The sequence below is a fragment of the Flavobacteriales bacterium genome (assembly GCA_020635795.1).
Taxonomy (GTDB): domain Bacteria; phylum Bacteroidota; class Bacteroidia; order Flavobacteriales_E; family Vicingaceae; genus Vicingus.
Window position 1 is genome coordinate 1086666 of the sequence record JACJZD010000001.1, and the last position, 24135, is coordinate 1110800.

Annotated in this window: 22 protein-coding genes and 2 tRNA genes; 9 read left to right on the top strand and 15 right to left on the bottom strand. The window is 33.0% G+C overall.

All coding sequences use genetic code 11. From position 1 onward, the window contains the following. Positions 1 to 92: 92 nt before the first annotated feature. From H6589_04755 to H6589_04770, 4 genes are all read left to right on the top strand, one after another. A complete protein-coding gene (locus H6589_04755; GenBank protein ID MCB9173899.1) occupies positions 93 to 1040 on the top strand; it encodes a PhoH family protein in 948 nt (315 codons plus the stop codon). A gap of 150 nt (positions 1041 to 1190) precedes the next feature. Then, complete coding sequence (locus H6589_04760; GenBank protein ID MCB9173900.1) at positions 1191 to 1580, top strand: STAS domain-containing protein; 390 nt, start codon at positions 1191 to 1193, stop codon at positions 1578 to 1580. Beyond that, positions 1567 to 2490: a ribonuclease Z gene (locus H6589_04765; protein MCB9173901.1), complete on the top strand. Its 924-nt coding sequence runs from the start codon at positions 1567 to 1569 to the stop codon at positions 2488 to 2490. The genes H6589_04760 and H6589_04765 overlap by 14 nt, the downstream gene beginning before the upstream one ends. Positions 2491 to 2606: 116 nt before the next feature. After that, positions 2607 to 2879 carry an HU family DNA-binding protein gene (locus H6589_04770; GenBank protein ID MCB9173902.1) on the top strand — a complete coding sequence of 91 codons (273 nt, stop codon included), beginning with the start codon at positions 2607 to 2609 and terminating at the stop codon, positions 2877 to 2879. A 76-nt stretch (positions 2880 to 2955) separates the two neighbouring features. On the opposite strand, the gene H6589_04775 is transcribed toward H6589_04770, so the two are convergent. The 4 genes from H6589_04775 to H6589_04790 all read right to left on the bottom strand — a co-directional run bounded on the left by H6589_04775 (position 2956) and on the right by H6589_04790 (position 7065). Beyond that, entirely contained in the window at positions 2956 to 3327 is a 372-nt protein-coding gene (locus tag H6589_04775) for a DUF2200 domain-containing protein (GenBank protein MCB9173903.1), read from the bottom strand. 95 nt (positions 3328 to 3422) lie between these two features. Then, entirely contained in the window at positions 3423 to 5057 is a 1635-nt protein-coding gene (gene pckA / locus H6589_04780; protein MCB9173904.1) for a phosphoenolpyruvate carboxykinase (ATP), read from the bottom strand. Between the two features lie 103 nt (positions 5058 to 5160). Then, the gene (locus H6589_04785; GenBank protein MCB9173905.1) at positions 5161 to 5562 is read right to left on the bottom strand and encodes a hypothetical protein; all 402 of its coding nucleotides are present in this window, start codon (positions 5560 to 5562) and stop codon (positions 5161 to 5163) included. 12 nt (positions 5563 to 5574) lie between these two features. Beyond that, a complete protein-coding gene (locus tag H6589_04790; protein ID MCB9173906.1) occupies positions 5575 to 7065 on the bottom strand; it encodes a carboxypeptidase M32 in 1491 nt (496 codons plus the stop codon). 105 nt (positions 7066 to 7170) lie between these two features. Here H6589_04790 and H6589_04795 point away from each other — a divergent pair, with 105 nt between their 5' ends. The 3 genes from H6589_04795 to H6589_04805 are packed head-to-tail and all read left to right on the top strand — an operon-like array spanning position 7171 to position 11519. Further along, positions 7171 to 9342, top strand: a complete 2172-nt coding sequence (locus H6589_04795; protein MCB9173907.1) for a S9 family peptidase — start codon at positions 7171 to 7173, stop codon at positions 9340 to 9342. Positions 9343 to 9390: 48 nt separating this feature from the next. Continuing rightward, on the top strand, positions 9391 to 10965 hold the full coding sequence (locus tag H6589_04800) for a peptide MFS transporter (protein ID MCB9173908.1): 1575 nt from the start codon (positions 9391 to 9393) through the stop codon (positions 10963 to 10965). Between the two features lie 47 nt (positions 10966 to 11012). Then, positions 11013 to 11519: a thioredoxin family protein gene (locus H6589_04805; protein ID MCB9173909.1), complete on the top strand. Its 507-nt coding sequence runs from the start codon at positions 11013 to 11015 to the stop codon at positions 11517 to 11519. A gap of 11 nt (positions 11520 to 11530) precedes the next feature. On the opposite strand, the gene H6589_04810 is transcribed toward H6589_04805, so the two are convergent. The 7 genes from H6589_04810 to ftcD all read right to left on the bottom strand — a co-directional run bounded on the left by H6589_04810 (position 11531) and on the right by ftcD (position 16566). Beyond that, the gene (locus H6589_04810; protein ID MCB9173910.1) at positions 11531 to 12043 is read right to left on the bottom strand and encodes a phosphoribosyltransferase; all 513 of its coding nucleotides are present in this window, start codon (positions 12041 to 12043) and stop codon (positions 11531 to 11533) included. Positions 12044 to 12045: 2 nt separating this feature from the next. Then, positions 12046 to 12258, bottom strand: a complete 213-nt coding sequence (locus H6589_04815) for an RNA-binding S4 domain-containing protein (GenBank protein ID MCB9173911.1) — start codon at positions 12256 to 12258, stop codon at positions 12046 to 12048. Continuing rightward, complete coding sequence (locus H6589_04820) at positions 12258 to 13232, bottom strand: proline iminopeptidase-family hydrolase (protein MCB9173912.1); 975 nt, start codon at positions 13230 to 13232, stop codon at positions 12258 to 12260. Before H6589_04820 ends, H6589_04815 begins: the two co-directional genes overlap by 1 nt. Before the next feature lie 2 nt (positions 13233 to 13234). Continuing rightward, entirely contained in the window at positions 13235 to 13882 is a 648-nt protein-coding gene (locus H6589_04825) for a ribulose-phosphate 3-epimerase (protein MCB9173913.1), read from the bottom strand. Positions 13883 to 14028: 146 nt separating this feature from the next. After that, on the bottom strand, positions 14029 to 14301 hold the full coding sequence (locus H6589_04830; GenBank protein ID MCB9173914.1) for an HU family DNA-binding protein: 273 nt from the start codon (positions 14299 to 14301) through the stop codon (positions 14029 to 14031). 171 nt (positions 14302 to 14472) lie between these two features. Then, on the bottom strand, positions 14473 to 14871 hold the full coding sequence (locus tag H6589_04835; protein MCB9173915.1) for a cupin domain-containing protein: 399 nt from the start codon (positions 14869 to 14871) through the stop codon (positions 14473 to 14475). Positions 14872 to 14874: 3 nt separating this feature from the next. Further along, positions 14875 to 16566, bottom strand: coding sequence for a glutamate formimidoyltransferase (gene ftcD / locus H6589_04840; protein MCB9173916.1), 1692 nt, complete (start codon positions 16564 to 16566; stop codon positions 14875 to 14877). Between the two features lie 194 nt (positions 16567 to 16760). Here ftcD and H6589_04845 point away from each other — a divergent pair. Next, positions 16761 to 16834 (top strand) — tRNA-Pro (locus tag H6589_04845). Between the two features lie 38 nt (positions 16835 to 16872). Next, positions 16873 to 16946: transfer RNA gene (locus H6589_04850), tRNA-Arg, on the top strand. Between the two features lie 63 nt (positions 16947 to 17009). Here the strand turns inward: H6589_04850 and trxA are convergent. From trxA to H6589_04870, 4 genes are all read right to left on the bottom strand, one after another. Continuing rightward, on the bottom strand, positions 17010 to 17327 hold the full coding sequence (trxA, locus tag H6589_04855) for a thioredoxin (GenBank protein ID MCB9173917.1): 318 nt from the start codon (positions 17325 to 17327) through the stop codon (positions 17010 to 17012). Between the two features lie 85 nt (positions 17328 to 17412). Next, the gene (dnaE, locus tag H6589_04860; GenBank protein MCB9173918.1) at positions 17413 to 21720 is read right to left on the bottom strand and encodes a DNA polymerase III subunit alpha; all 4308 of its coding nucleotides are present in this window, start codon (positions 21718 to 21720) and stop codon (positions 17413 to 17415) included. Between the two features lie 89 nt (positions 21721 to 21809). After that, positions 21810 to 22517 carry an RNA pseudouridine synthase gene (locus tag H6589_04865; GenBank protein MCB9173919.1) on the bottom strand — a complete coding sequence of 236 codons (708 nt, stop codon included), beginning with the start codon at positions 22515 to 22517 and terminating at the stop codon, positions 21810 to 21812. Beyond that, on the bottom strand, positions 22507 to 24099 hold the full coding sequence (locus H6589_04870) for a PD40 domain-containing protein (GenBank protein MCB9173920.1): 1593 nt from the start codon (positions 24097 to 24099) through the stop codon (positions 22507 to 22509). Before H6589_04870 ends, H6589_04865 begins: the two co-directional genes overlap by 11 nt. Positions 24100 to 24135: the final 36 nt, after the last annotated feature.

Below are 24135 nucleotides of genomic sequence, written 5' to 3' on the forward strand. Positions count from 1 at the left end.
TAATTAACAGTAAATATCATCTTTTTAAAACTAAATTTTGATATTTAACGTATCATAATATAATCCAAAGTTATCAATTAAAATAATATCATTTGAACGAAAAAATCATAGAAATTTCAGGGGTAAACCCCGTTGAACTTTTAGGAGTTAACGAAGCCAAATTAAGTTTGATAAAAAAATATTTTCCAAAACTTAAAGTAATATCGCGAGGTGGAACGCTAAAAGCAATAGGAGAGGAGGGAGAGGTTAACTTGTTTCAACAAAAAATTGCTTTAATGATTGAACACTTATTAAAGTACAAACAATTAACAGAAAATAATATTGAACGCCTTATGGATGAGCCAGCAGAAGGAGAAAGCAATACTTTGAAACTCGACGATGACGTGTTGGTTTTTGGTAACGCAGGTTTAATTGTTAAAGCCAAAACTGCCAATCAACGCAAGTTGGTTGAGTTGAGCGAAAAAAATGATATGGTTTTTGCAGTTGGTCCTGCTGGTACAGGTAAATCATACACAGCAGTTGCATTAGCGGTGAGAGCATTAAAAAATAAAGAAGTTCGTAGAATTATTTTAACTCGTCCGGCAGTAGAGGCTGGTGAGCATTTGGGTTTTTTACCTGGCGATTTAAAAGAAAAGCTCGATCCATATTTACAGCCTTTGTACGATGCTTTAAGAGATATGATTCCTGCAGAAAAACTAAAAGAAATGATGGAAGATGGAACCATACAAATTGCACCATTGGCTTTTATGCGAGGTAGAACTTTAGATAAAGCATTTGTAATATTGGATGAGGCTCAAAATACGACTAAAAGCCAATTTAAAATGTTTTTAACTCGTATGGGTAGAAGTGCTAAATTTATCATTAATGGTGACGAAACCCAGATTGATTTACCAAGAAACCAACAGTCAGGCTTAACTCAAGCCATTAAAATATTGGGTAATGTTAAAGGAATAGGTTTTGTTACGTTTGATGAGAAAGACGTTATTAGACACGATTTGGTTAAAAAAATTATTCTGGCATATAAAGATGAAAATGAATAGACGTCATTGTGGGATTGACCCGCAATCCCAATATAATATATAGATTATGGGTCAAGCCCGTAATGACGAACTAAATTTGTATTCAACAAATTTGTGGTTTGAAAATATGATTACTTTTTATACATTTGTTAGGTAATCAAAATTCTAATCATGAGTCTTACTTCAAAAAAATACGATAACTATTCGCTTGTTACTGTTTCTACTGAGAAATTAGATTCTATTCTTGCTCCTGATTTAAAAGCAGAATTTGTACTCCTTAATAAAAACGGTGATAAAAACATTTTGTTGGATTTAAGTGCAGTGAAGTATTGCGATTCGTCAGGATTGAGTGCTTTATTAATTGGTAATAGAGTTTGTACTGAATCAAATGGTTCTTTTATTGTATGTGGAGTACAACCCATGGTAGAAAAGTTACTTAAAATTTCTCAATTGGATGGTATTTTAACCATTACGCCAACTTTACCAGAGGCTATCGACTTTTTATTTATGGAGGAACTTGAACGCGATTTGGGTTCAGAAGATTTTGATGACGAAGTTTAGTGTTTTGATATTAGGAAGCGCTTCTGCTTCACCTACCTTATCTCGTAATCCTAGCGCACAACTTATTAATATTAATGAGCAATATTATTTAGTTGATTGTGGAGAGGGTACACAGAGCAGATTACGAGAACACAAAATAAAATTTCAACGCTTACACCACATTTTTATTAGTCATTTACATGGCGACCATTATTTAGGTTTACTGGGATTGCTTCAAACCATGCATTTGTTGGGTAGAACATTACCTTTAAATGTATATGGACCCAAACAACTCAAAGAGATTATTGATATGAATTTATCATACTCGCACAGTTATTTAAAATATCCTTTAATTTTTCATGAAACGCACACCAATGGTTCAGAGGTATTGTTTGAAGATGAACACGTCACTATTTCTACTATTGTGTTAGAGCACCGAATTCCGTGTACAGGTTTTTTGTTTAAAGAAAAGATAAAGCCTAGAACAATAAATATTGAAGAAGTTAGAAAACATGCTATACCTAAATATGCCTTAAATAAGTTGAAAATGGGTGTAGATTACCATTTTCCAGAAGGTAAAAAGGTGATTAAAAATGAGGTGTTAACTTTTAGCCCGGAGCCATCTTATAGCTATGCTTACTGTTCAGATACCAAATACAATGAACAAATTATACCAATAATAAAGGATGTTGATGTCCTTTATCACGAAGCAACTTTTTTGGAGCGTGAATCCGCTAGGGCAGAGGCCACGTGCCATAGTACAGCTAAACAAGCAGCCGAAATTGCAGCTAAGGCAAATGCTAAGTTGTTGATTATCGGTCACTTCTCTAATCGTTATAAGGACTTAACCCTGCTATTAGAGGAGTCGAAGGTTGTTTTCCCAAACACAGTGTTGGGATTAGAAAACCTTACTTTTGAAGTAGCTAGGTAGTAGTAAAATCAATGTTGATAGCTTGTTAATAACTATTGAACCCTTATGTACATTGACTTTGTAAAACTCCTATATTTGATTTGATAACATTATTAATAACTTAAATTTTTTAAATCATGAACAAAGGTGAATTAATTGATGCAATGGCTAAAGAAGCTGGATTAACTAAAGCTGACGCTGGAAACGCTTTAAACGCATTCGTAGGTGCAGTATCTAAATCATTAAAAAAAGGTGATTCAGTACAGTTAATCGGATTTGGTACTTTCTCAATCTCTAAAAGAGCTGCAAGAACTGGTAGAAACCCACAAACTGGAAAAGAAATCAAAATTGCTGCTAAAAAAGTTGCTAAGTTTAAAGCTGGTAAAGCTTTAGCTGATGTTGTAAAATAATTTTACACCAACAAAATAAAAAGCCTCGCAATTCGCGGGGCTTTTTTGTTTTATAATGTAGCGAGATAAATCCGTTTTAGGTTTTTTCGGTACGTAAAATCTTTTCCATTTTGCGCCCTTTGGCTAATTCATCAACTAGTTTGTCTAAAAACCGAGTTTGTTGCGTAATTGGATTTGTTATTTCTTCTATTCGATAACCACATATTACACCTGTAATCAGTCTAGCATTTTTATTTAAGTTAGCTTCTTTAAAAAACTGCTGAAAGGATACTTTTTCTTCAATGAGTTTCTTCAACTTAGTTTCATCATATCCAGTTAACCATTCAATTACTTGATGTAGTTCTGCAGTCGTTCTACCTTTCTTTTCAACTTTGGTAACGTAGTGTGGGTATACCGATGCAAAGGTCATTTTTGCAATTCGTTCATCGTGTTCAGGTGTTGTTTTCATCTTTTTTCAACTTACTTGTACAATGTATTTACCTAAATATAATAAATAAAAAAGAGCCTTGATTAATCAAGACTCTTTTATGTATTACAAATAAATTACGCTTCAATGCTTACTGTAGGTCCAGCAGCAACTAAGGCTTTTCCTTCTGCATTGTCAGTATATTTTTCAAAGTTTTTCACAAATAAACCAGCTAATTTGTTAGCTTTTTCATTCCATTCTTCTTTGTTACTATAAGTGTCTCTTGGGTCTAAAATATTAGAATCAACACCCGGCAACGAAGTAGGTACCTTTAAATTAAAAATAGGAACTATTTTAGTTTCGGCTTTTTCTATAGAACCATCTAAAATAGCATTAATAATACCTCTAGTATCTTTAATAGAAATACGTTTTCCACTACCATTCCATCCAGTATTTACCAAATATGCTTCGGCACCATTAGCTTCCATTCTTTTAACTAATTCCTGACCGTATTTTGTAGGGTGTAATGATAAAAATGCTTTACCAAAACAAGCTGAAAATGTTGGGGTAGGTTCAGTAACACCTCTTTCAGTACCAGCTAACTTAGCAGTAAACCCAGATAGAAAATGATATTTAGTTTGCTCTGGAGTAAGTTTAGATACAGGAGGTAGTACACCAAAAGCATCAGCCGAAAGAAAAATTACTTTTTTAGCTGGACCAGCTTTAGAAACAGGGGTTACAATATTATCGATATGATAGATTGGGTAAGAAACTCTTGTGTTTTCAGTTACAGAGTTATCTTTAAAGTCGATTTTTCCATTAGCATCAACAGTTACATTTTCGAGTAAAGCATCTCTTTTTATGGCTGCATATATCTCTGGTTCAGAGTTTTTATCTAAATTGATGGTTTTTGCATAACAGCCACCTTCAAAATTAAAAATACCATCGTCGTCCCAACCATGTTCATCGTCACCAATCAATTGTCGACTTGAATCTGTAGATAAGGTAGTTTTACCAGTTCCTGATAAACCAAAGAAAACAGCAGTATCACCTGCTGCACCAACATTAGCTGAACAATGCATGGATGCTATTCCTTTTAAAGGTAAGTAATAGTTCATCATAGAGAACATTCCTTTTTTCATTTCTCCACCATACCAAGAACCGCCAATTAATTGCATTTTTTCTGTTAAATTGAACACGATAAAATTTTCAGAATTTAAGCCATGTTCTTTCCATTTTTTGTTGGTTGTTTTTGAACCATTTAAAATAACGAAGTCTGGTTCACCAAATGTTTTTAATTCTTCAGCTGTTGGACGAATAAACATGTTTTTTACAAAGTGAGCTTGCCATGCTACTTCAACAACAAATCTAACTTTTAAACGAGTATTTTCATTAGCGCCACAATAAGCATCAACAACATATAATTTTTTTTCAGAAAGTTGGTCTGTAACAGTCTTTTTTAAATCGTTCCAAACTTCTTGTGTAGTTGGTTTGTTGTCGTTCGCTGCATAATCAGAATCCCACCAAACGGTGTCTTTAGTAACTTCGTCTTTAACTATGTATTTATCTTTTGGAGACCTACCCGTAAATTCACCAGTCATTACATTTACTGCACCTAACTCAGAAAGTTGTCCTGCCTCAAAACCTGTTAATGATGAGTTCAATTCATCTTCATACAATCTCTCGTATGAAGGGTTGTAAATGATTTCTTTAACTCCTTTTATACCTATATTGTTTAAATACTTGGCAATAGACTCTCCACTAAATTCCATGATAATTTATTAAAATATTAATTTAAAATTCATTACTTATCTTAGCCTTATTGGTTAGGATGAGCAAAGTTCTTATATCTTTTTGAATTTTTATTAAAATCAACTATCTTTTTTGAACACCCTTCTCGTTGTATTTAATAAACGCCATGTCCGTTTCGCCTATGGTTTCTTTAACCATAGTAATAAAAGCCTTTTTCTGACTTGTTGATAAGTTTTTTAAGTTATAATTCAAATCTGTTTCACCTTCACGCCCCCAATGACGCACTTCTGCTTCAATATTGGTGTGGTTTGTTTTGTTGAAATTTGCAACAGCCTCTTCAAATTTTGTTTTTAAACCATTTGCAATTCCTTCTCCTTTACTAATAAATTGTACAATTACATCAAAAACTTGGTCTTGAGGATTTGTAGTTTCAGTTGCAGTTGTTTTATCCATAGCGGTTGATTTTTGTCCGTTTTTACAAGCTATTAATCCAATAGCCGAAAAAATAATAATTAGCTTTTTCATTCGGTATAATTTTTATTTTAATTGATATAGTTTGTTGTACTTGTTTTTTGCATAATCTAAAAAGTGTTTAAAATTAAGTTTTTCTCCCGTAATTTTTTCACACAATTCGTTAGCTGCAAATAATCTGCCATGTATGTGTATTTTTTCTCGTAACCAGTTTAGTAAAGGAATTAAATCACCATTTTCGATTTGATTTTCTATACCCTTTATTTCTTTTTTAGCTTGATTAAAAAATTGTGCGGCATAAAAACTTCCAATAGAATAGGTAGGGAAATAACCAAAACTTCCGTGCGACCAATGGATGTCTTGTAAAACACCTTTTGCATCATTTGGAACATCAATGTTTAAATAGTCTTTGTATTTTTTATTCCATATTTTAGGTAAATCATCAACTTCAATGGCTCCTGCAATAAGTTCTTTTTCAATCTCGTAACGAATTAACACATGAAAGTGGTAAGTCAACTCATCAGCGCTGGTTCTTATTAATGATGGTTTAACAATATTCATGGCTTTATAAAAGTCTTCAGACGTATATTTAGCTAGGTTCTCAGGAAAAACCTCTTGAAGCCTTTTAAAATTGTGGTTCCAATACGCTGAGCTTCTCCCAACATTGTTTTCCCACAACCTCGATTGAGACTCGTGAATCCCTAGTGATAAATAACTCCCTGCTGGCAATCCGTAATTTTCTTCCAATAAACCTTGTTCGTATAAAGCATGACCACCTTCGTGTATGCTGCTCCACATAATTTCGTTTAAATTGTTTTCGTCCACTCGAGTGGTAACCCTCACATCTAATGGTCCAAAATTGGTTGTAAAAGGGTGTGAAGAAATGTCTTGACGACCAGCTTTAAAATCATAACCCATTTGGGCTAACAATTCTTCAGTATAGGCAAGTTGTTTGTCTTTGTTGAAGTAGTTAAACATTAAACCCTCGTCGTTTTGTTTTGCATTGGCAATTTTTTGAACAAAAGGAACCAATTCTTTTTTTACATCATTAAACAATATGTCTAAGTCCTCAACTGTTGCTCCTGGTTCATACAAATCTAATTGAGCATTGTAAGGATGATTTTTGTAGCCAAGTAATTCACATTCCTCGCGCTTAAGTTTTACTAATGCTTTTAATTTAGGTGCAAAAATGGAAAAATCACTTTTTTGTTTGGCTTCCTGCCAAGCAATAAAAGCTTCAGAAATAGTTTTGCTCATTTGTTGAACAAAGGCTGTGGTGTACTTGTTATTTCGTTCGTAATTTTTTAACGACTCTTTTATGTTTAACTGTTCTAATTCCGGTAGTTTTTCTTTAGATAGTTTTAGTACTAACTTGCCAAAAGTTTCATTTGTTGAAAGATCATGTGCAATTCCTGATAAAGTAGAAATTTGTTGAGCTCTATGTTTTGACCCTTTTTCAGGCATAAATACTTCTTGGTCCCAGTTTAATACTGAGATAGCGTATTCAACATCAGCAATTTTGCTTAAATGATTTTTATAATCTTGGTAGGTATTCATATTGTTATTTATAAATTAGAACAAAACTACTCAAAACTATCAGTAGATGATGTGGGGATAATCATTCATTTTTGGTTAAATTCGTGGTTTCAAAAATCAATATACATGAGAAAGATTTCATTTTTAATACTATTAATAACAACAATTATTGGTCAAGCCTATTCACAAAAAAAAGAGGTAACCATTGATGATGTTTGGAAAACATATTCGTTCTACGCCAGATCTGTTGGTGGAATTAGGTCGTTAAACGATGGTGTATTTTACACCTCACTAGAACGTACAAAAACAGGAAATGATTTAGTTAAATATTCATATAAAGATAAAAGCTTTAGAACTGAATTGGTAAAAAACGAAGAATTAAAGTTTAATGATAAAGTTATTACGTTTGATGATTATAATTTCAATGCCGATGAGTCTAAACTATTAATTGCTTCTGAAGAAGAATCCATTTATCGCCATTCTAGTAAATCAGATTTTTTTGTTTACGATTTAAGCAGTAAATCTTTATCTAAATTATCGGAAGGAGAAAAACAACTATACGCTACGTTTTCATCGAATAGTACTGCTGTAGCTTTTGTAAAAGAAAACAACCTTTATTATAAAGATCTAACCAAAAAACAAGAAATACAAATTACCACCGATGGCAAAAAAGGCGAAATAATTAACGGAGCTTCCGATTGGGTTTATGAGGAAGAATTGGTTTTAGTACGTGCATTTGAATGGTCGCCTGATGGAACTAAAATTGCTTATTACAAATTTGATGAGAGTAAAGTGAAAGAGTGGCACATGGAATTGTATAACGATTTATATCCTGATCAAATAAATTTCAAATACCCAAAAGCTGGAGAAGAAAATTCGAAAGTTGCCATTTACGTTTATGATTTAAAAACTAAAGCGAATACCAAATTAAACTTACCAGTTGAATACGAATATATTTCAAGAATTAATTGGAGTAACGACTCTAAAAATGTTGCAATTCAAATACTTAATCGCTTACAAAATAACTTAGCTGTTCATTTGGTTAATGTAGAAACCAATCAAGCTAAACTTTTGTACGAAGAAAAAGATGAGCGTTATGTTGAGATACCAACAACCATATTTTTAGAAACAAAAAACCAGTTTTTGATAACAAGTGAAAAAGATGGATTTAATCACATGTATTTGTACGACTTATCAGGAAAACTAATTAATCAAATAACTAAAGGGCAATGGGAAGTAACTGAAATATATGGGATTGATGAAAAAAATGGAGTGGTGTATTACCAATCTACTGAAGAATCGCCTGTTTCAAGAAATATCTATAGTGTTAAATTATCAAGTAAGGACAAGAGAAAACTAAATGCTAAAAATGGTGTAAGCAATGCTGAATTTAGTAGCACATTTAATTATTTCATCAATACTTGGTCGGATGCAAATACGCCTTACCTAGTTACTATTAATGATAATAAAGGAAAAACAATTCGAGTAATAGAAGACAACCAACCTTTAGTAAATAGATTGGATGAATATTCGTTAAGTAAAAAGGAATTTTTAACGGTTAAAGTAAACAATCAAGATTTACATGGTTGGATAATGAAACCAGTAGATTTTGATTCAACCAAAAAATACCCATTGTTTATGTTTGTTTACGGTGGAGATGGAAATCAAACCGTTTTAGACCAGTACGATAGCTTTAACAAATATTGGTTTCAACACTTAGTTAGCAAAGGTTATATTGTTATTTCTGTTGATAACAGAGGGACAGAAGGAAGAGGAGCAGAGTTTAGAAAAAGTATTTATAAGCAATTAGGCAAATACGAAACTGAAGACCAGATTGAGGTGGCAAAATATTTTTCAACGCTACCTTATATCGATGGTAGTAGGATAGGAATATTTGGGTGGAGTTTTGGTGGTTATTTATCTACCTCATGTTTATTGAAAGGTGCCGATGTGTTTAAAACTGCGGTTGCAGTTGCTCCCGTTACCAACTGGAGGTATTATGATAATATTTATACCGAGCGTTATATGCAAACTCCTCAAGAAAATTCAACTGGTTATGATGATAATTCGCCAATAAATCATGTTGAGAAGTTAAAAGGAAACTATTTGTTGATACATGGTACTGCTGATGATAACGTGCATTACCAAAACACAGCAGAAATGATTAATGCGTTGGTAAAAGCAAATAAACAATTTAATCAGTTTTCATATCCAAATCGAAACCATGGTATATCTGGTGGAACAACCCGTTTACACCTGTATAACATGATGACAAATTTTATTTTAGAAAAATTATAATTTAAAATCACTATTTTAGCACTCTTTTTAACTAAAATTTCATAAATAATGGAGAACAATAATGCAACAATATTAGGTCACCCAGCGGGGTTATTTACACTGTTTTTTACAGAAATGTGGGAGAGATTCTCTTACTATGGAATGAGAGCTTTACTTGTTCTTTTCTTGGTAAGTGATATTGCAAAAGGAGGCTGGGAGTGGTCAAATGCAGAAGCAGCACAGTTGTACGCTCTATATACAGGTTTGGTTTATGTTACCCCAATTTTTGGAGGTTTATTGGCTGATAAACTACTTGGTTACAGAAAAGCAGTAGTATTAGGTGCAATATTAATGACTGCTGGTCATGCTTCTATGGCTGCAGAAACACCGTTTTTCTTTTATTTAGGATTAACCTTATTGATTTTGGGTAATGGTGCTTTTAAACCTAATGTTTCTTCTATTGTTGGAGGGTTATATCCTTTGGGAAGTGATAAAAAAGATGGTGCTTACACTATTTTTTATATGGGTATTAATGCTGGAGCGTTTTTAGGAATATTATTATGTGGTTACATAGGTGAAAAAGTAGGTTGGAGTTATGGTTTTGGATTAGCTGGTATTTTTATGTTTGTTGGTATGATACAGTTTTGGTTTGGTCAAGGAATTTTTGGTGATGTTGGGTTAAGTCCGAAACAAAAATTAGCTAGCGATGCAAGAGCAGTTCATGAAGGTGTTCAAGTAGCAGCAAAAGAAGTAAAAGAAGGAGAAAATGAAGAAGGAAATTCTCCAGTTGTTGTTAGAGATAGATTAGTGGTGATTGGTATTTTAGCTTTCTTTACTATTTTCTTTTGGTGGGCTTTCGAGCAAGCAGGTAGTAGTATGACAATCTTTGCAAAAGATTATACACAACGTACTTTAACGGGTAGTGGAGCTGTTATTTTTAATTGGATAAACACTTTATTAACTGTTGTTCCTTTGGCCATTATTACTTGGGTATTAATTATGTTGTTCAGAAAAACTGTAAAAAGTTACCCTGTTTCGGTAATTGCTCTTGGGGCAAGTTTTGCCGCAATTTGGGCTATCGCTTTGTGGATGTTGTCAAAAGAATTTAGTTCTGAAAATTCTGAAGTACCTGCTTCGTGGTTTGGTATTTTAAACTCGTTGTTTATTATTCTTTTTGCACCTATTTTTTCTAAAATATGGGAGAGTAAATACAATCCATCAGCATCAATTAAATTTGCTTTAGGTTTAATTTTATTAGGCATTGGATTTGGAGTTTTAGCTTTTGGTGCTACTGCAATTCCTCAAGGTGCAGAAGCAGGTGTAGTAAGAGTTAGTATGGTTTGGTTAATTTTAGCTTATTTGCTTCATACTTTGGGCGAATTAGTATTGTCGCCAGTTGGTTTATCATACGTAAGTAAATTAGCTCCTGCTAAATTGGTAGGTATGATGTTTGGTTTATGGTTTACTGCAACAGCTATAGCAAACTTCTTTGGTGGTATTACAGCAAGTTACATTGATAAAATCAGCGAAGAATATTCATTGTCAATTTTCTTTCTAATTTTCTTTTTCATCCCTATATTAGCTGGGGTAGTACTTATTGTTTTAACACCGATGATTAAAAAGAAAATGCACGGAATACATTAGTGGTATAGTTATTGTTTATTTGAGTCGTGATTTTAAAAAAATTAAAGATGAAAAAAATAGTTTTAGTATTTGTGGTATTGATTAGTACAACTGTATTATTTGCTCAAGATGGAGTTTTAAAAGACAATTACAAGGCGCATGCCGATGGTTGGCTGGTTGACTTGAATGAGGCTTATAAAATTTCGAAGAAAACAGGAAAACCCATTTTAGCAAACTTTACAGGTACTGATTGGTGTGGTTGGTGTATAAAATTAAAAGCAGAAGTTTTTGATAAGCCAGAGTTTAAAAAGTGGGCTGAAAAAAATGTGGTGTTAATTGAAATTGATTTTCCTAGAAAAAAACAATTGCCCGAAGAAATTAAACAACAAAATGCAGGATTGCAACAAGCATTTCAAGTTACAGGTTATCCAACAATTTGGGTATTTAATTTAGATAAGGATGCCCAAACCAATCAATATAAGATTGAAGCTTTAGGCAAAACAGGGTATGTTGCTGGCGGTCCGGCTAACTTTACAAAAGGAATAGATGATATGATTAAGAAAGGAGCTAATTAAGCTCCTTTTTTTTAGCTCAAATAAGCAGAGAAATTTCCTTTCTCAAACTCCATGGAGATGTTGTTTTTAAGTGTGGTAGAAAGAGCTAATCCGGTATAATGTGTGCCTATTGGGTATCGTTTGTTGTTTCTATCAACCAAAACAGCTGTTGACATTCGTTTAATAGGATAATCTAAAATATACTTAACACCATAAATAAGTGTTTTGCCAGAATTCAATACATCATCAATTAAAATGATAACATTGTTGTTTAAAATTTCGGTAGGTTTATTTAGTTCTATTTTGTTTTTAAGTGGGTTCGATTTATCTAAGGTTAGTTGAACCAAAATAAACTTAACATCGGTAGTAGATATTTTTTTTAGCTTCTCTACAATTTTTTCAGCAAATAAATAACCGTTATTAGCAATACCAACAATAACAACTTCTTGTTCTTGATAGTTGTCTTCTAAAATTTGATAAGCTATTCGATCAATTTTTTGGGTAATTTGTTGGTGATTAAGTATAAGGGTTTTTTCAGTTGACATAACTATATAATATTTATTTGGTGATTGTTAAACTGAACGACATCTCCTTTAAATAACTTTTTTCGTTTTCTAAACTCTACCTCGTTGTTGTATCTTACCAAGCCTTCTTCAATAACTATTTTGGCATGACCACCAGTTTCTACTAATCCTAAAAGTTTAAGTAGCTTCATTAATTCGATAAAATCTTGTGTTAATGAAAACTCAATTTTTTTCATTATTCGTATTCAGGATTTAAAAAGCCTTCAATAGCAAAATTAAAATCTTTTTGTGCTTCAAAAAACGGATGATGCCCTGCCGATTTTAAAACTTCTAGACGTGCATTTTGTAAATTTTCTTGCAACAATTGAGCTGATGCAAATGGCACATTATCTAAGTCGCCTAAAATGATTAGAGTAGGGCAGGTAATTAAACTCATGTTTTCAGTAATGTTGTAATTAAAAAAGTTTTTTTCCATTATACTGTTTACCAATAACATGTTATTAGCCGAAGCTGCTGAAAAAGTCATATCTGCATACAATTCATCAATTTTTGATTGATCGGCCAAATTAACCTTGTCGCCAATTTTTATAGCTTTTAGTACAGCTTCAGGATTTCTGTCGTCAAAATCTTTTGAACTCATTACCTTTACCATCTCTTTAATATCTTCGTCTTTGCGTTTGTTTTGCATGTTCTTAAACATTTGATCAAAATATTCTGAATTTGCTGGAGCAGGAGCTATCAATACCAAATTTTTCAAGTTGTTTGGAAATTGTTTTGCATAGTTTATGGCTAAAATAGCACCCCATGAATGTCCTGCAAGGTTTAATTTTTCGATTTTTAAATGTTGTCTGATGGCTTCTAAATCGGAAACAAAATTCTCAACAGTAATGGATGTAGTATCAGTAGGAAATGCAGTTTTACCAGAACCTCTTTGGTCATAAAAAATGATTTGATATTGTTCTGCAAGTTTTTCGAAGCTGCTAACTAAATAATTATGAAATAAGCCTGGACCACCGTGAAGTATAACTAAAGGTTCACCTTGCCCCATTTTTTTGATATAATGACTTACCCCATTTATATCAACCGTTTCTTCAGTAATTTCGAGTTTTGGAGTTACTTGCTCGGTAGTTTCAGTTGTTGCTGTATCGTTTTTACAAGACTGAGCGCCAATTATAACAAGGGTTGCAAAACAAAATTTTAATAAATTCATTGTTAAATATTTTTTAAATTTTTTATTGTTTCAGTAGGATTGTCTGAATTGAAAACAAAACTACCAGCAACTAATACATTCGCACCACAATCAATTAATTTTTTTGCATTAGAAGAAGTAACCCCTCCGTCAATTTCAATTAACGTTTTGGCATTTTTTGATTGTATTAATTTTTTAAGTTGTTCAACTTTATTGTAAGTATTTTCAATAAACGATTGTCCTCCAAAACCCGGATTAACACTCATAATTAAAACCAAGTCTATATCTTGGATCACATCTTCTAAAACATTGATATTGGTATGTGGATTTAACGAAACACCTGCTTTCATACCTTCAGCTTTTATTGCCTGAATGGTTCTGTGTAAGTGTGTGCAAGCTTCGTAATGTACGGTTAAAACATCTGCACCAGCATTTTTAAAATCCTTGATGTATCGGTCTGGTTCAACAATCATTAAATGAACATCAAAAATTTTAGAGGAATGTTTTCGAATGGCTTTGATAATAGGCATACCAAAAGAAATATTGGGAACAAAAACACCATCCATTACATCAATATGAAACCAGTCAGCCTCACTATTATTTAACATTTCACAAGCATTTTGCAAGTTTGCAAAGTCGGCCGATAAAATGGAAGGTGCAATAAGATGCATAATTGGGTTTTTAATTAGGTGCAAATTTATTAAAACTGTTCGTTAAAAAAAACAGTTCGGATAAAAGCTATAAGAGGTTTATTAACAAAAAAAAAAGCTACTTCTATTTAGAAGTAGCTTTTCGCCATAATTTTTTATAGAAAAAATTATTTTACTTTATCAGCTAAAGCAGCACCTGCTTTAAATTTAACAACTTTTTTAGCTGCTATTTTAATTTCTTTACCTGTTTGAGGGTTTCTTCCAGTTCTTGCAGCTCTTTTAGATACTGACCAAGTTCCGAAACCAATTAAAGTAACTTTATCACCTTTTTTAAGCGCTTTTGAAGCTGCTCCAGTTAAAGCTTCTAATGCAGTTTTTGCACTAGCTTTTGATAATTTTGCATCTTTTGCAATTGCGTCGATTAATTCTGCTTTGTTCATTTTATTAAATTTTTAGGTTAAACAATAATATTTCTTCTATAAAAGCATAACAAATATAGACGAATTCTGTTTTTATGCAAATTTAAAAAGACAAAAACCCTATAAATGTTGATAAGTAAGAACTTATTGTTAATAACTGTACTACATGCAGTAAAATTAATACGTTAAATATTAATTTTCTTCAAAAATTCTATCGTTACCTAGAAATTCTGGAGTTTGAACTGAAATTACTTTTAATGGAATTTTTGAGGTCACCTTAACTGAATGAAAGGTGTTTTCAGGAATTACAAAATAATCGCCTTCTTTAATTTTCATTTTTTTGTTGCCCAAAATCATGTCTGCTTCTCCGGCTATTACGATAATAGATTCGGTATGTTTTTCATGTTTATGAGATTTAACATCTTTTTTTATCCAAATTATAAAATAAGTTGATTTTGAATCAGAATATAAAGTTTTGGTTAGTACATTTTCATATTCATGGTCGGGATTTAAGTTTTTTACATTTATTTGATCTTGTGAAAAACATAATGTACTAATTGTAAAAAGAATGCTTAAAAGAAATACTTTCATGATTTAACTTAATTTTTCGTTTAACAACTGAATTGTTTCAGCTTCTATTTTTATTGTTTTTTGATAAATTTCTTCTCCTCGTTTGATTATGTCATCAGCAAAAGCTCTATCTTTTATATCTTTAGCATTGATTTTTACGTTAAAATAAGCCCCTGTAACAGCTGTTTTGGCACAAAGTATACCTACAGCCGAATCGGATAAAGATGTTTGCATGCCGTCTTTTAACATGGCTTGCATTACCTCCATAGATTTGTAAGCAGTTTCCATAACCAAAAATGGAACTTCTGTTGCATATTTTGTAGCGTTTTCAATCGCTTCAACTCTTAATTGTTTTTCTTCTTCAGTTCCTTTTGGCATTCTAAAACCATCAATAATTTTATTGAAAGCATTGGTGTCTTCGTCAACCAATTGCAATAATTTATTTTTGTACTGTTGACCTATAACTGCCCAATTAGAAAACTCTTCCCAACGATGATCCCATTCTCTTTTATGACCAGATAAATTGGCAACCATTGTACCTAAAGCAACGCCCAAAGTACCTACATAAGCAGCAATAGAGCCTCCACCCGGAGCCATTGATTCTGCTGCTGTTTCATCTGCAAAATCTTTTAAAGATAAATCAATGAGTTTTTTTGTAGGGTTTTCATCTTCCAATAAATATTCAATAATTTTTTCGCGTGGATTAAAGGGTTTTAATTCATCTAACCCTAATGATTTAATGGCAATTTTAATTTTTTCATTTTCTGAGCACCCTAACGAACGTTCTTGCTTAATCAAGTAATAATCAGCAGCATCAAGCATGGCTTGTAATGGAATTAATCCAATTAATTCCGAGCCTGTAACTCTTAAACCTCTTGCAGTTGCAGCTTTATCACTTTCATCAAAAGCAACGTGCATAGGAGTAATGTTGATGTTGGTTAAGTTGTAAGATATTTGAGCAATACCATATTCCTCAATAAACCAACCAATACCTTTAACGGCTTTTAGTTTTCCAGGAATACGAATAGGCTCTCCGTTTGCATCGAGTATGTTTTTTCCATTTTCGTCAGTTTTATTTCTACCTGCTTCTCTAATATCGAAAGCAATGGCATTAGCTCTACGAGTAGAAGTAGTGTTTAAGTTTACATTGTAAGCAATTAAAAAATCACGAGCACTAATGGCTGTTGCTCCTGTTGTTTTTACTTTATCAGTAAACGCTGCGGGACCATAATCTGGTTTCCATTCGGGATTAACCAATTTTTCTTTTAAACCTTCATATTCGCCAGAACGGCAGCTTGCTAAATTTTTACGTTTGGGTTCTGTCGCAGCATTTTCGTAACAATAAACAGGTATTTGTAGTTCTTTACCAACTCTTTCAGCAAGTTGGTGAGCGTATTTTGCTGTTTCTTCCATAGTAATTCCCGATATAGGAACCAATGGACAAACATCTGTAGCTCCAAAACGAGGGTGTTCTCCTGTATGTTTGCTCATGTCAATTAATTCTGATGCTTTTTTTATTAACAAAAATGCTGCTTCTATTACATTTTGAGGTTCACCTACAAAAGTAATTACGGTACGGTTGGTAGCTTTTCCTGGGTCAACATCTAATAATTTAACACCTTCAACAGTTTCAACAACATCGGTTATTGCTTTAATTTTAGTAGCATCGCGTCCTTCACTAATATTAGGAACACATTCTATTAATTGTCTGTTCATTTTTATTGAATTAAAATAATTTGCAACAAAACTAATATTTGCATTTCTATTAAAATAGTTGATGTTGAATTATTTTAAATCATTTAAATTACTTGGAATATAAGGGTATAGAAATTTAAGCCAAAAAAAATTAAAAAATGTTTCGAGATGTAAAAAGTATGATTATATTTGCAGCCGCGAAATCAATACACTTTCGGGGTGTAGCGTAGCCCGGTATCGCGCCTGCTTTGGGAGCAGGAGGTCGTAGGTTCGAATCCTGCCACCCCGACGAGAAAAACCAACTTAGCGGTTGGTTTTTTGGTTAATGGTCCGCTAGCTCAGCTGGATAGAGCAACTGCCTTCTAAGCAGTAGGTCTCAGGTTCGAATCCTGAGCGGATCACTTGAAAACAAAAAAGCCTCACATTTGCGAGGCTTTTTTTATAGTTAATTATAAAAGCAATAATTACATCATTGCTTTTAATTTACCCTCTAATACATCTTTTGATGCTGCACCTACTTGTTTATCAACGATTTCACCGTTTTTCATAAACAATATGGTTGGTATGTTTCTAATGCCATATTTCTGAGCAATTTCAGGGTTGTTATCTACATCTAATTTTCCTATTACAGCTTTACCATCATATTCGTTTGCTAATTCTTCTACAAGCGGTCCAACCATTCTACATGGTCCGCACCAAACTGCCCAAAAATCTACAATTACAGGTTTGTCTGAACTTAATACTTTTTCTGCAAAGTTTGCGTCTGTTAATTCTAATGCCATTTTCTTTTATTTTTATATTGATAATTTATTTTGCTTTGTTTTCAATTATTAAACCATTTATCAAAAAGGTGTCAATTTGACATTTTTACTGATTAATGGTGAATTCCACATCTGAAATCTGTCCTAAATTACTAAAAAACTCGTTAGAGAGTGTTACTTTTTTTGTTCTCGAGAATAATCCTACTGTTCCTTCTTCAATGTCTAACAGGTAAATGTCAAAATTATCTTTACCCGGAAAGTCCTTGGTCAGTTTGTCCAATTGTTCAATCATTTCAAGGGTTACATCTTTGTAATTGATAATAATGGTTATGCCTTTTGCCAGTTTTTCACGAACTTCTGATAGCAATTGAATAGAACTGATGTTAAATTCTAGTTTTTTCTCTACAGGAGCTGTACCTGGCTTTGCCCATCGGTTTTCTCGAGCTTTTACTTGGCCTCTAATAAATAAAAATTGGTCTTGCGAGAAGTATGCTTTGTATTTGATGTATTCTTCTCCAAATAAGAAAAATTCGTGTGAATCGGAATAATCTTCAATTTTAACAATTCCAAAAGGTTTGTTGTTTTTGGTAAATTTTTCTTGAAAACCTGCACAAATACCAGCAATAGCAAAAGTTTTTCCTTCAACACTTTCTAAATTGTTTAGCTCACTTAATTCTCCTTTAGCAAAATGAGTGATTTCTAATTTAAAATCATCTAAAGGATGACCAGAAATAAAAATACCAACCACTTCTTTTTCTTTACGAAGTTTATTCAATGTCCCCCATTCTTCACAACTTGGAATAGGAGGTTCTTCCACTTGGAGTGCATTTTCATCATCCAACATATCAAACATCGAGACTTGCGATGAGTTTTGATTTTCTTGAAACTTACTACCGTATTTAATTATTTTTTCAAGAAAAACGGTGTTGTCGTCCTGTAATGCGAAGTATTGTGCACGGTGAGTCCCTTCAAACGAATCGAAAGCACCACCAAGTGCTAAACTTTCTAATGTTTTTTTGTTGGCAGCACGTAAATCAATACGTTTTACTAAATCAAAAATAGAAGTGTAGTGTCCATTTTCTTTTCGTTCATTAATGATTGACTCTACAGCTTTTTCACCAACACCTTTCATGGCTCCTAAGCCAAAACGAATTTGTCCTTTATTGTTTACGGTAAATTTTAATACCGATTCGTTTACATCAGGACCTAAAACTTGAACTCCCATGCGTTTACATTCGTCCATAAAGAATGTAACTTGTTTAATGTCGTTCATGTTGTTGCTCAATACCGAAGCCATATATTCAGCAGGGTAGTGGGCTTTTAAATAAGCGGTTTGATAAGCTATCCAAGCGTAACAAGTAGAGTGGGATTTGTTGAAGGCGTAAGCTGCAAACGATTCCCAATCTTTCCAAATTTTCTCTAGCTTGTCTTCAGGGTGACCTTTTGCAGCAGCTTGCTCAATAAATTGAGGTTTCATTTTATCCAAAACAGCTTTTTGCTTTTTTCCCATTGCTTTTCTCAACACATCGGCTTCACCCTTAGAAAAACCTGCTATATGTTGAGAGAGCAACATTACCTGTTCTTGGTAAACGGTAATACCGTAAGTTTCTTTTAAGTTGTCTTCCATTTCTGGAAGGTCATAAACAATATCTTCTTCGCCATGTTTTCGTTTAATAAACGAAGGAATATATTCCATTGGTCCTGGACGATAAAGCGCATTCATGGCAATTAAATCGGCAAAAACAGTCGGTTTTAAATGTTTTAAGTGTTTTTGCATTCCAGCAGACTCGTATTGAAAAATACCTACGGTTTCTCCTCGTTGAAATAATTCGTAAGTTTTTTGGTCTTCAATATCAAATTTTTCGGGGTCAAGGGTCAGGTTGTATTTATCTTTTATTATCTGTATGGCATCTTTAATTAGGGTTAATGTTTTTAATCCTAAGAAGTCCATTTTTAATAATCCTGCATTTTCAGCAACAGAGTTATCAAACTGAGTACAAGACATTTCAGAGTCTTTAGCTAAAGCAATAGGTACATAGTTGGTGATGTCATCAGGAGTAATAATTACGCCACATGCATGAATACCAGTATTACGTACCGAGCCCTCCACTTTAATAGCTTGTTTTACAGTTTTTGATTCTAAATTATGACCATTAGCAATTTCTTTTAGCATGTTGGCTCTATCTATATCTTCTTTTCGTCCAATTTTCTTCTCCAAATCTTCTTGCGAAAGATTAAAGATTTTGCTCAATGAAATGTCTGGAATGTAACCTGCAATACGTCCAGCTTGATCTAATGGTAGTTCAAAAACCCTCGCCGTATCGCGAATTGACGATTTGGCAGCCATAGTTCCATAAGTAATAATTTGAGCCACTTGGTTGGCACCGTATTTATTAATCACATAATCAATAACCAACTGGCGACCATCATCATCAAAATCAATATCAATATCGGGCATGGAAACCCTATCAGGATTTAAAAAACGCTCAAAAAGTAAATCGTACTTTATGGGGTCGATATTGGTTATTCCTGTACAGTAAGCCACAGCAGAACCCGCAGCAGAACCTCTTCCTGGTCCAACGGCAACACCCATTCTTCGAGCTTCTCTAATAAAATCTTCAACAATTAAAAAGTAACCTGGGTAACCAGTTTTTCGGATTACATCTAATTCAAAATCTAACCGTTCTTTTATTTCATCTGTCAATTCTCCATAACGTTCCTCTGCACCTTTGTAAGTGATGTGTCGCAAATAGGCATTTTCACCGTTTTTTAGTTGCGGATTTTCATCGTCTAAGGGGTCTTTAAATTCTTCAGGAATGTCAAATTTTGGAAGTAATACATCTCTTTCGAGTTTAAATGACTCAATTTTATTTGCAACTTCGGCAGTATTGATAATGGCTTCTGGTAAATCGGCAAAAAGCTTTTTCATTTCATCTCCCGATTTGAAATAAAACTCATCGTTTGGGAAACCAAATCTAAACTCACGACCTTTTGAGCCTATATACTTTTTGGGTTGACTTACATATTTTCCATCTTTGATACACAATAAAACATCTTGCGATTCGGCATCCGATTTATCGAGGTAATAGGTGTTGTTAGCTGCAATATATTTGATTTGATGGGTTTTAGCAAACTCCAGCAATACTTTGTTTATTTCATTTTGCTCAGCAACACCATGCCGGTTTATTTCAATATAAAAATCGTCTCCAAAATGTTCTTTCCACCATAAAACAGCTTCTTCTGCTTGATTGGTTCCTTCAAACAATATTTTGTTGGGAATTTCACCCCAAATACCTCCAGATAAAGCAATCAAATCGGTTTTGTATTCTAGCAGTAATTCCCTGTCAATACGAGGAACATAGTAAAACCCCTCGGTATTGGCGTAAGAAGCCAATTTGATAAGGTTTTGGTAACCGTTTTTATTTTTAGCAATTAAAACTGTTTGAAAACCATCATCCTTTAAACTTTTATTTTTTCTATCAGCACACAAATTAAACTCACACCCAACAATAGGTTTAATACCTTCTTTAAGCGCATCTCTAACAAAATGAAAGGTAGCCATCATGTTTCCATGATCGGTAAGTGCTACTGCATCCATTTCAAATTCTTTGGCTTTTAAAACAAGTTTGTTAACCTTGGTGGTGGATTGTAAGATGGAAAATTCTGAATGATTGTGTAAGTGAACAAAAGGAACATCAGTAAGTGTGTCGGTAACTTCTTTTGCAACCTTTAATACATCATCGTCTTTGGTTTGTTTGGTATGAAGGTCTTCAAAATTTGCTTCGGCAAGGGTTGGTGCTTCGTATTTTACATCGTCAACATTTTTTATTTCGTTAACATGTATAACTCTATTGGTAATTAAACCAAAAAAACAACGAGCTGTTGCATCAACATCGTAGGCGGCATCATGAGCATCGCCAAAAGGTTTGTTGAATAATTTAACATGCAAATCGGTAAGTGATGGGAATTTAAATCCACCACCACGACCACCTGGTAGAGCACAGTAATCAATGCTTGATAACATTGTATCGATTACCTTTTTATCAGCTAAATTATTTGCTATGGAAAGCCGATAAAATTCAGCACCAACTATGTTGTTATCAAATTCTAAATTATGTCCAACCGAATAAGTGGTTTTGTTTAAATCAATTAAAAATTCATTTAAAACAACATCAAGGTCATGACCATCTCTTAATGCACGTTCGGTTGTAATACCATGTACTTGAGAAACTCCGATAGGAATATCGAAGCCATTTGGTTTAACAATGTAGTTTTTTGCTTCTAATAAATCGCCGTTTTCGTTGTGTAATTGCCATGCCAATTGCACCATTCTGGGCCAATTGTCCGAATCGGAAACAGGAGCCTTGTAGTCCTTTGGTAAGCCTGTGGTTTCTGTATCGAAAATTAAAAACATGGAAAATTCGTTAAAATTATTGAGCCATAAAGTTACCCAACAACTTTCTAAAAATTAACCTATAAAATTTAACTTTTTAACAAAATGCTTCAACTGTTAGTAAACAGTTCTTGAGCTTCTCTCCATAATGGGTCGGATAAATTAGGCGGAGCAATAATGGTAATATCTTCTTTCGAAACTGGATGAATAAACTCTACTTTTCGAGCGTGTAGGCTAATTGAAGAGTCAGGATTGGAACGGTTAAACCCATATTTTAAATCGCCTTTTATTGGGCAATTTATGACAGAAAGTTGAACCCTTATTTGATGATGCCTACCTGTTAATGGCTTGATTTCTAATAAATAATAATTGTTAAACTGATGTATTACTTTATAATTGAGTTCTGATTTTTTAGCCTCTGAAATCTCTTTAATGTAAGCAGTAGATTTGTTATTTTTTTCGTTCTTTTTTAAATAGTGCACTAAGTGACCTTCGTGGTTTTCTGGTTTGTTTTTAACAATTGCCCAATAAGTTTTTTGAACATCTTTTTCTTTAAACATTTTGTTTAATCGCTCCAATGCTTTGCTGGTTTTGGCAAAAAGAACAACACCACTTACTGGTCTATCAATACGATGAACTGTACCTAAATAAACATCGCCAGGTTTATTGTATTTTTCTTTTAGATAAGATTTTACGATTTCGTTGAGAGGGGTATCTCCAGTTTTATCGCCTTGAACAATATCGGATGATTTTTTATTTACCGCAATAATATGATTGTCTTCGTATAGTACTTCAAGCGTATCAATTTTAGTGGTCATTGGTTAAATCATTATGATTTTCGGTTGCCACAAAGTTAATTCGAATATTTCGGTTTATTTCGGGTTTAAAGTATTTTCTGTCTTTTACGTCAAACTTTTGATTAAATGTTTGATTGTTTGGTAGGTCTGCAATTAAATTGTATTTACCAGGTGGTAAAATCATAATGTAAGTTCCTTTTGCATTACTCTCGTATATGCCTTGTAAATCGCCTGTAGTTTGGTTAAAAACCTCCATTCTGATAGGTTTATTATGTACAACAGAATCCTGGTTTAAAATATAACCTTTAATAGTAGTAAGTGGTGGAGTTTCGTTATTGAAAGTAACTTTATAAATGTCATAATCGCCATAAGTATCTTTTCTAAATGCTCCTACATAAGCAAATTTTTTATCCTGCGTAAAGCAAATAGAATAGTCATCTAAAGGCGAGTTTAATGGGTACCCAATATTTTCAGGCTTACTCCATGTTTCAGCATTGTCATCAAATTCACATTTAAAAATATCGTACCCACCAATGCTATTATGACCTTCTGATGCGAAATACAATGTTTTTCCATTGTTAGTAAGGTAGGGATAGTTTTCATTATAAGGAGTATTGATTACATCGCCTATATTTTCAGGGTTTGACCAAGTATTGTTTGGAAGTAATCGAGAGATATATAAATCAAAACCTCCTTTTCCATTAGCGGTGTTACTACTGTATATTATAATGTCTTTTTTATCGGTAATTGTAGCTGATATCTGTTCGCTTGATTTTGCATTGATGTGTTTATCTTTAATTAAAGCAGACTTTTTAAATGAAGATTTTGCTTTTTCAGCCATCTGTAAATTATTTTTGCTGTCGGGGTTATTTACATAATAAAAAATAATTCCCCCATTTTCAGAAATACCAGCTGTTTGTTCGTTTCCATAAGAATTTGGATAACCTAATGCCATAGCTCTGCTCCATGCTGTTGTTTTAAATTTTGAGGTGTAAATATCGGCAGTATAATATCCTTCTAAATCATAAACTTTGCCAGTAGTTCCTTCTCTACGGGTGGTAAACAATAAGTAAGATTCATGATCTGTTATAAGTGGTAAATAATCTTTTCCTTTAGAGTTTACATTGGGACCAAGATTTTCAAACGTAATATTGATAGGGTCTTTTACCAATTGTTTAGCATTTAAACACATTTGGATGTATCTGTTTGCTTCATCAATCAATGCAGAGCCATTATTTAAACCAACAAATTTTTTAAAATATTCAATAGCTTTATCAAAACGAAGTGTGGCGTGGTAACCCTTTGCCAAATAAAACCAAGCTTCAGAAGGACAGTCTGGTTTGTTATGAATTTTCTCTAACGTTTTAATACCATCATCGAAGTCAAAAGTGTTGATTAAGCACACTCCAAAGTAGTAAGCATTTTTAGTGTCTGTTAAATCTTTTTTGTAAATATCTCGATAAAGCTCTAAAGCCTTAACATAATTACCTGCTTGGAATAATTTACTAGCATTTTCAGGTAATTCGTAATGTAGTTTTTGAGCAGTTGTGGCTTCTGCTAAAAGTAAAAAAAATACCAAGTAAAGACAATTAGAAATCTTCATGCAATAAAGATAGCTAAAAACTTAAATTGAAGTTGT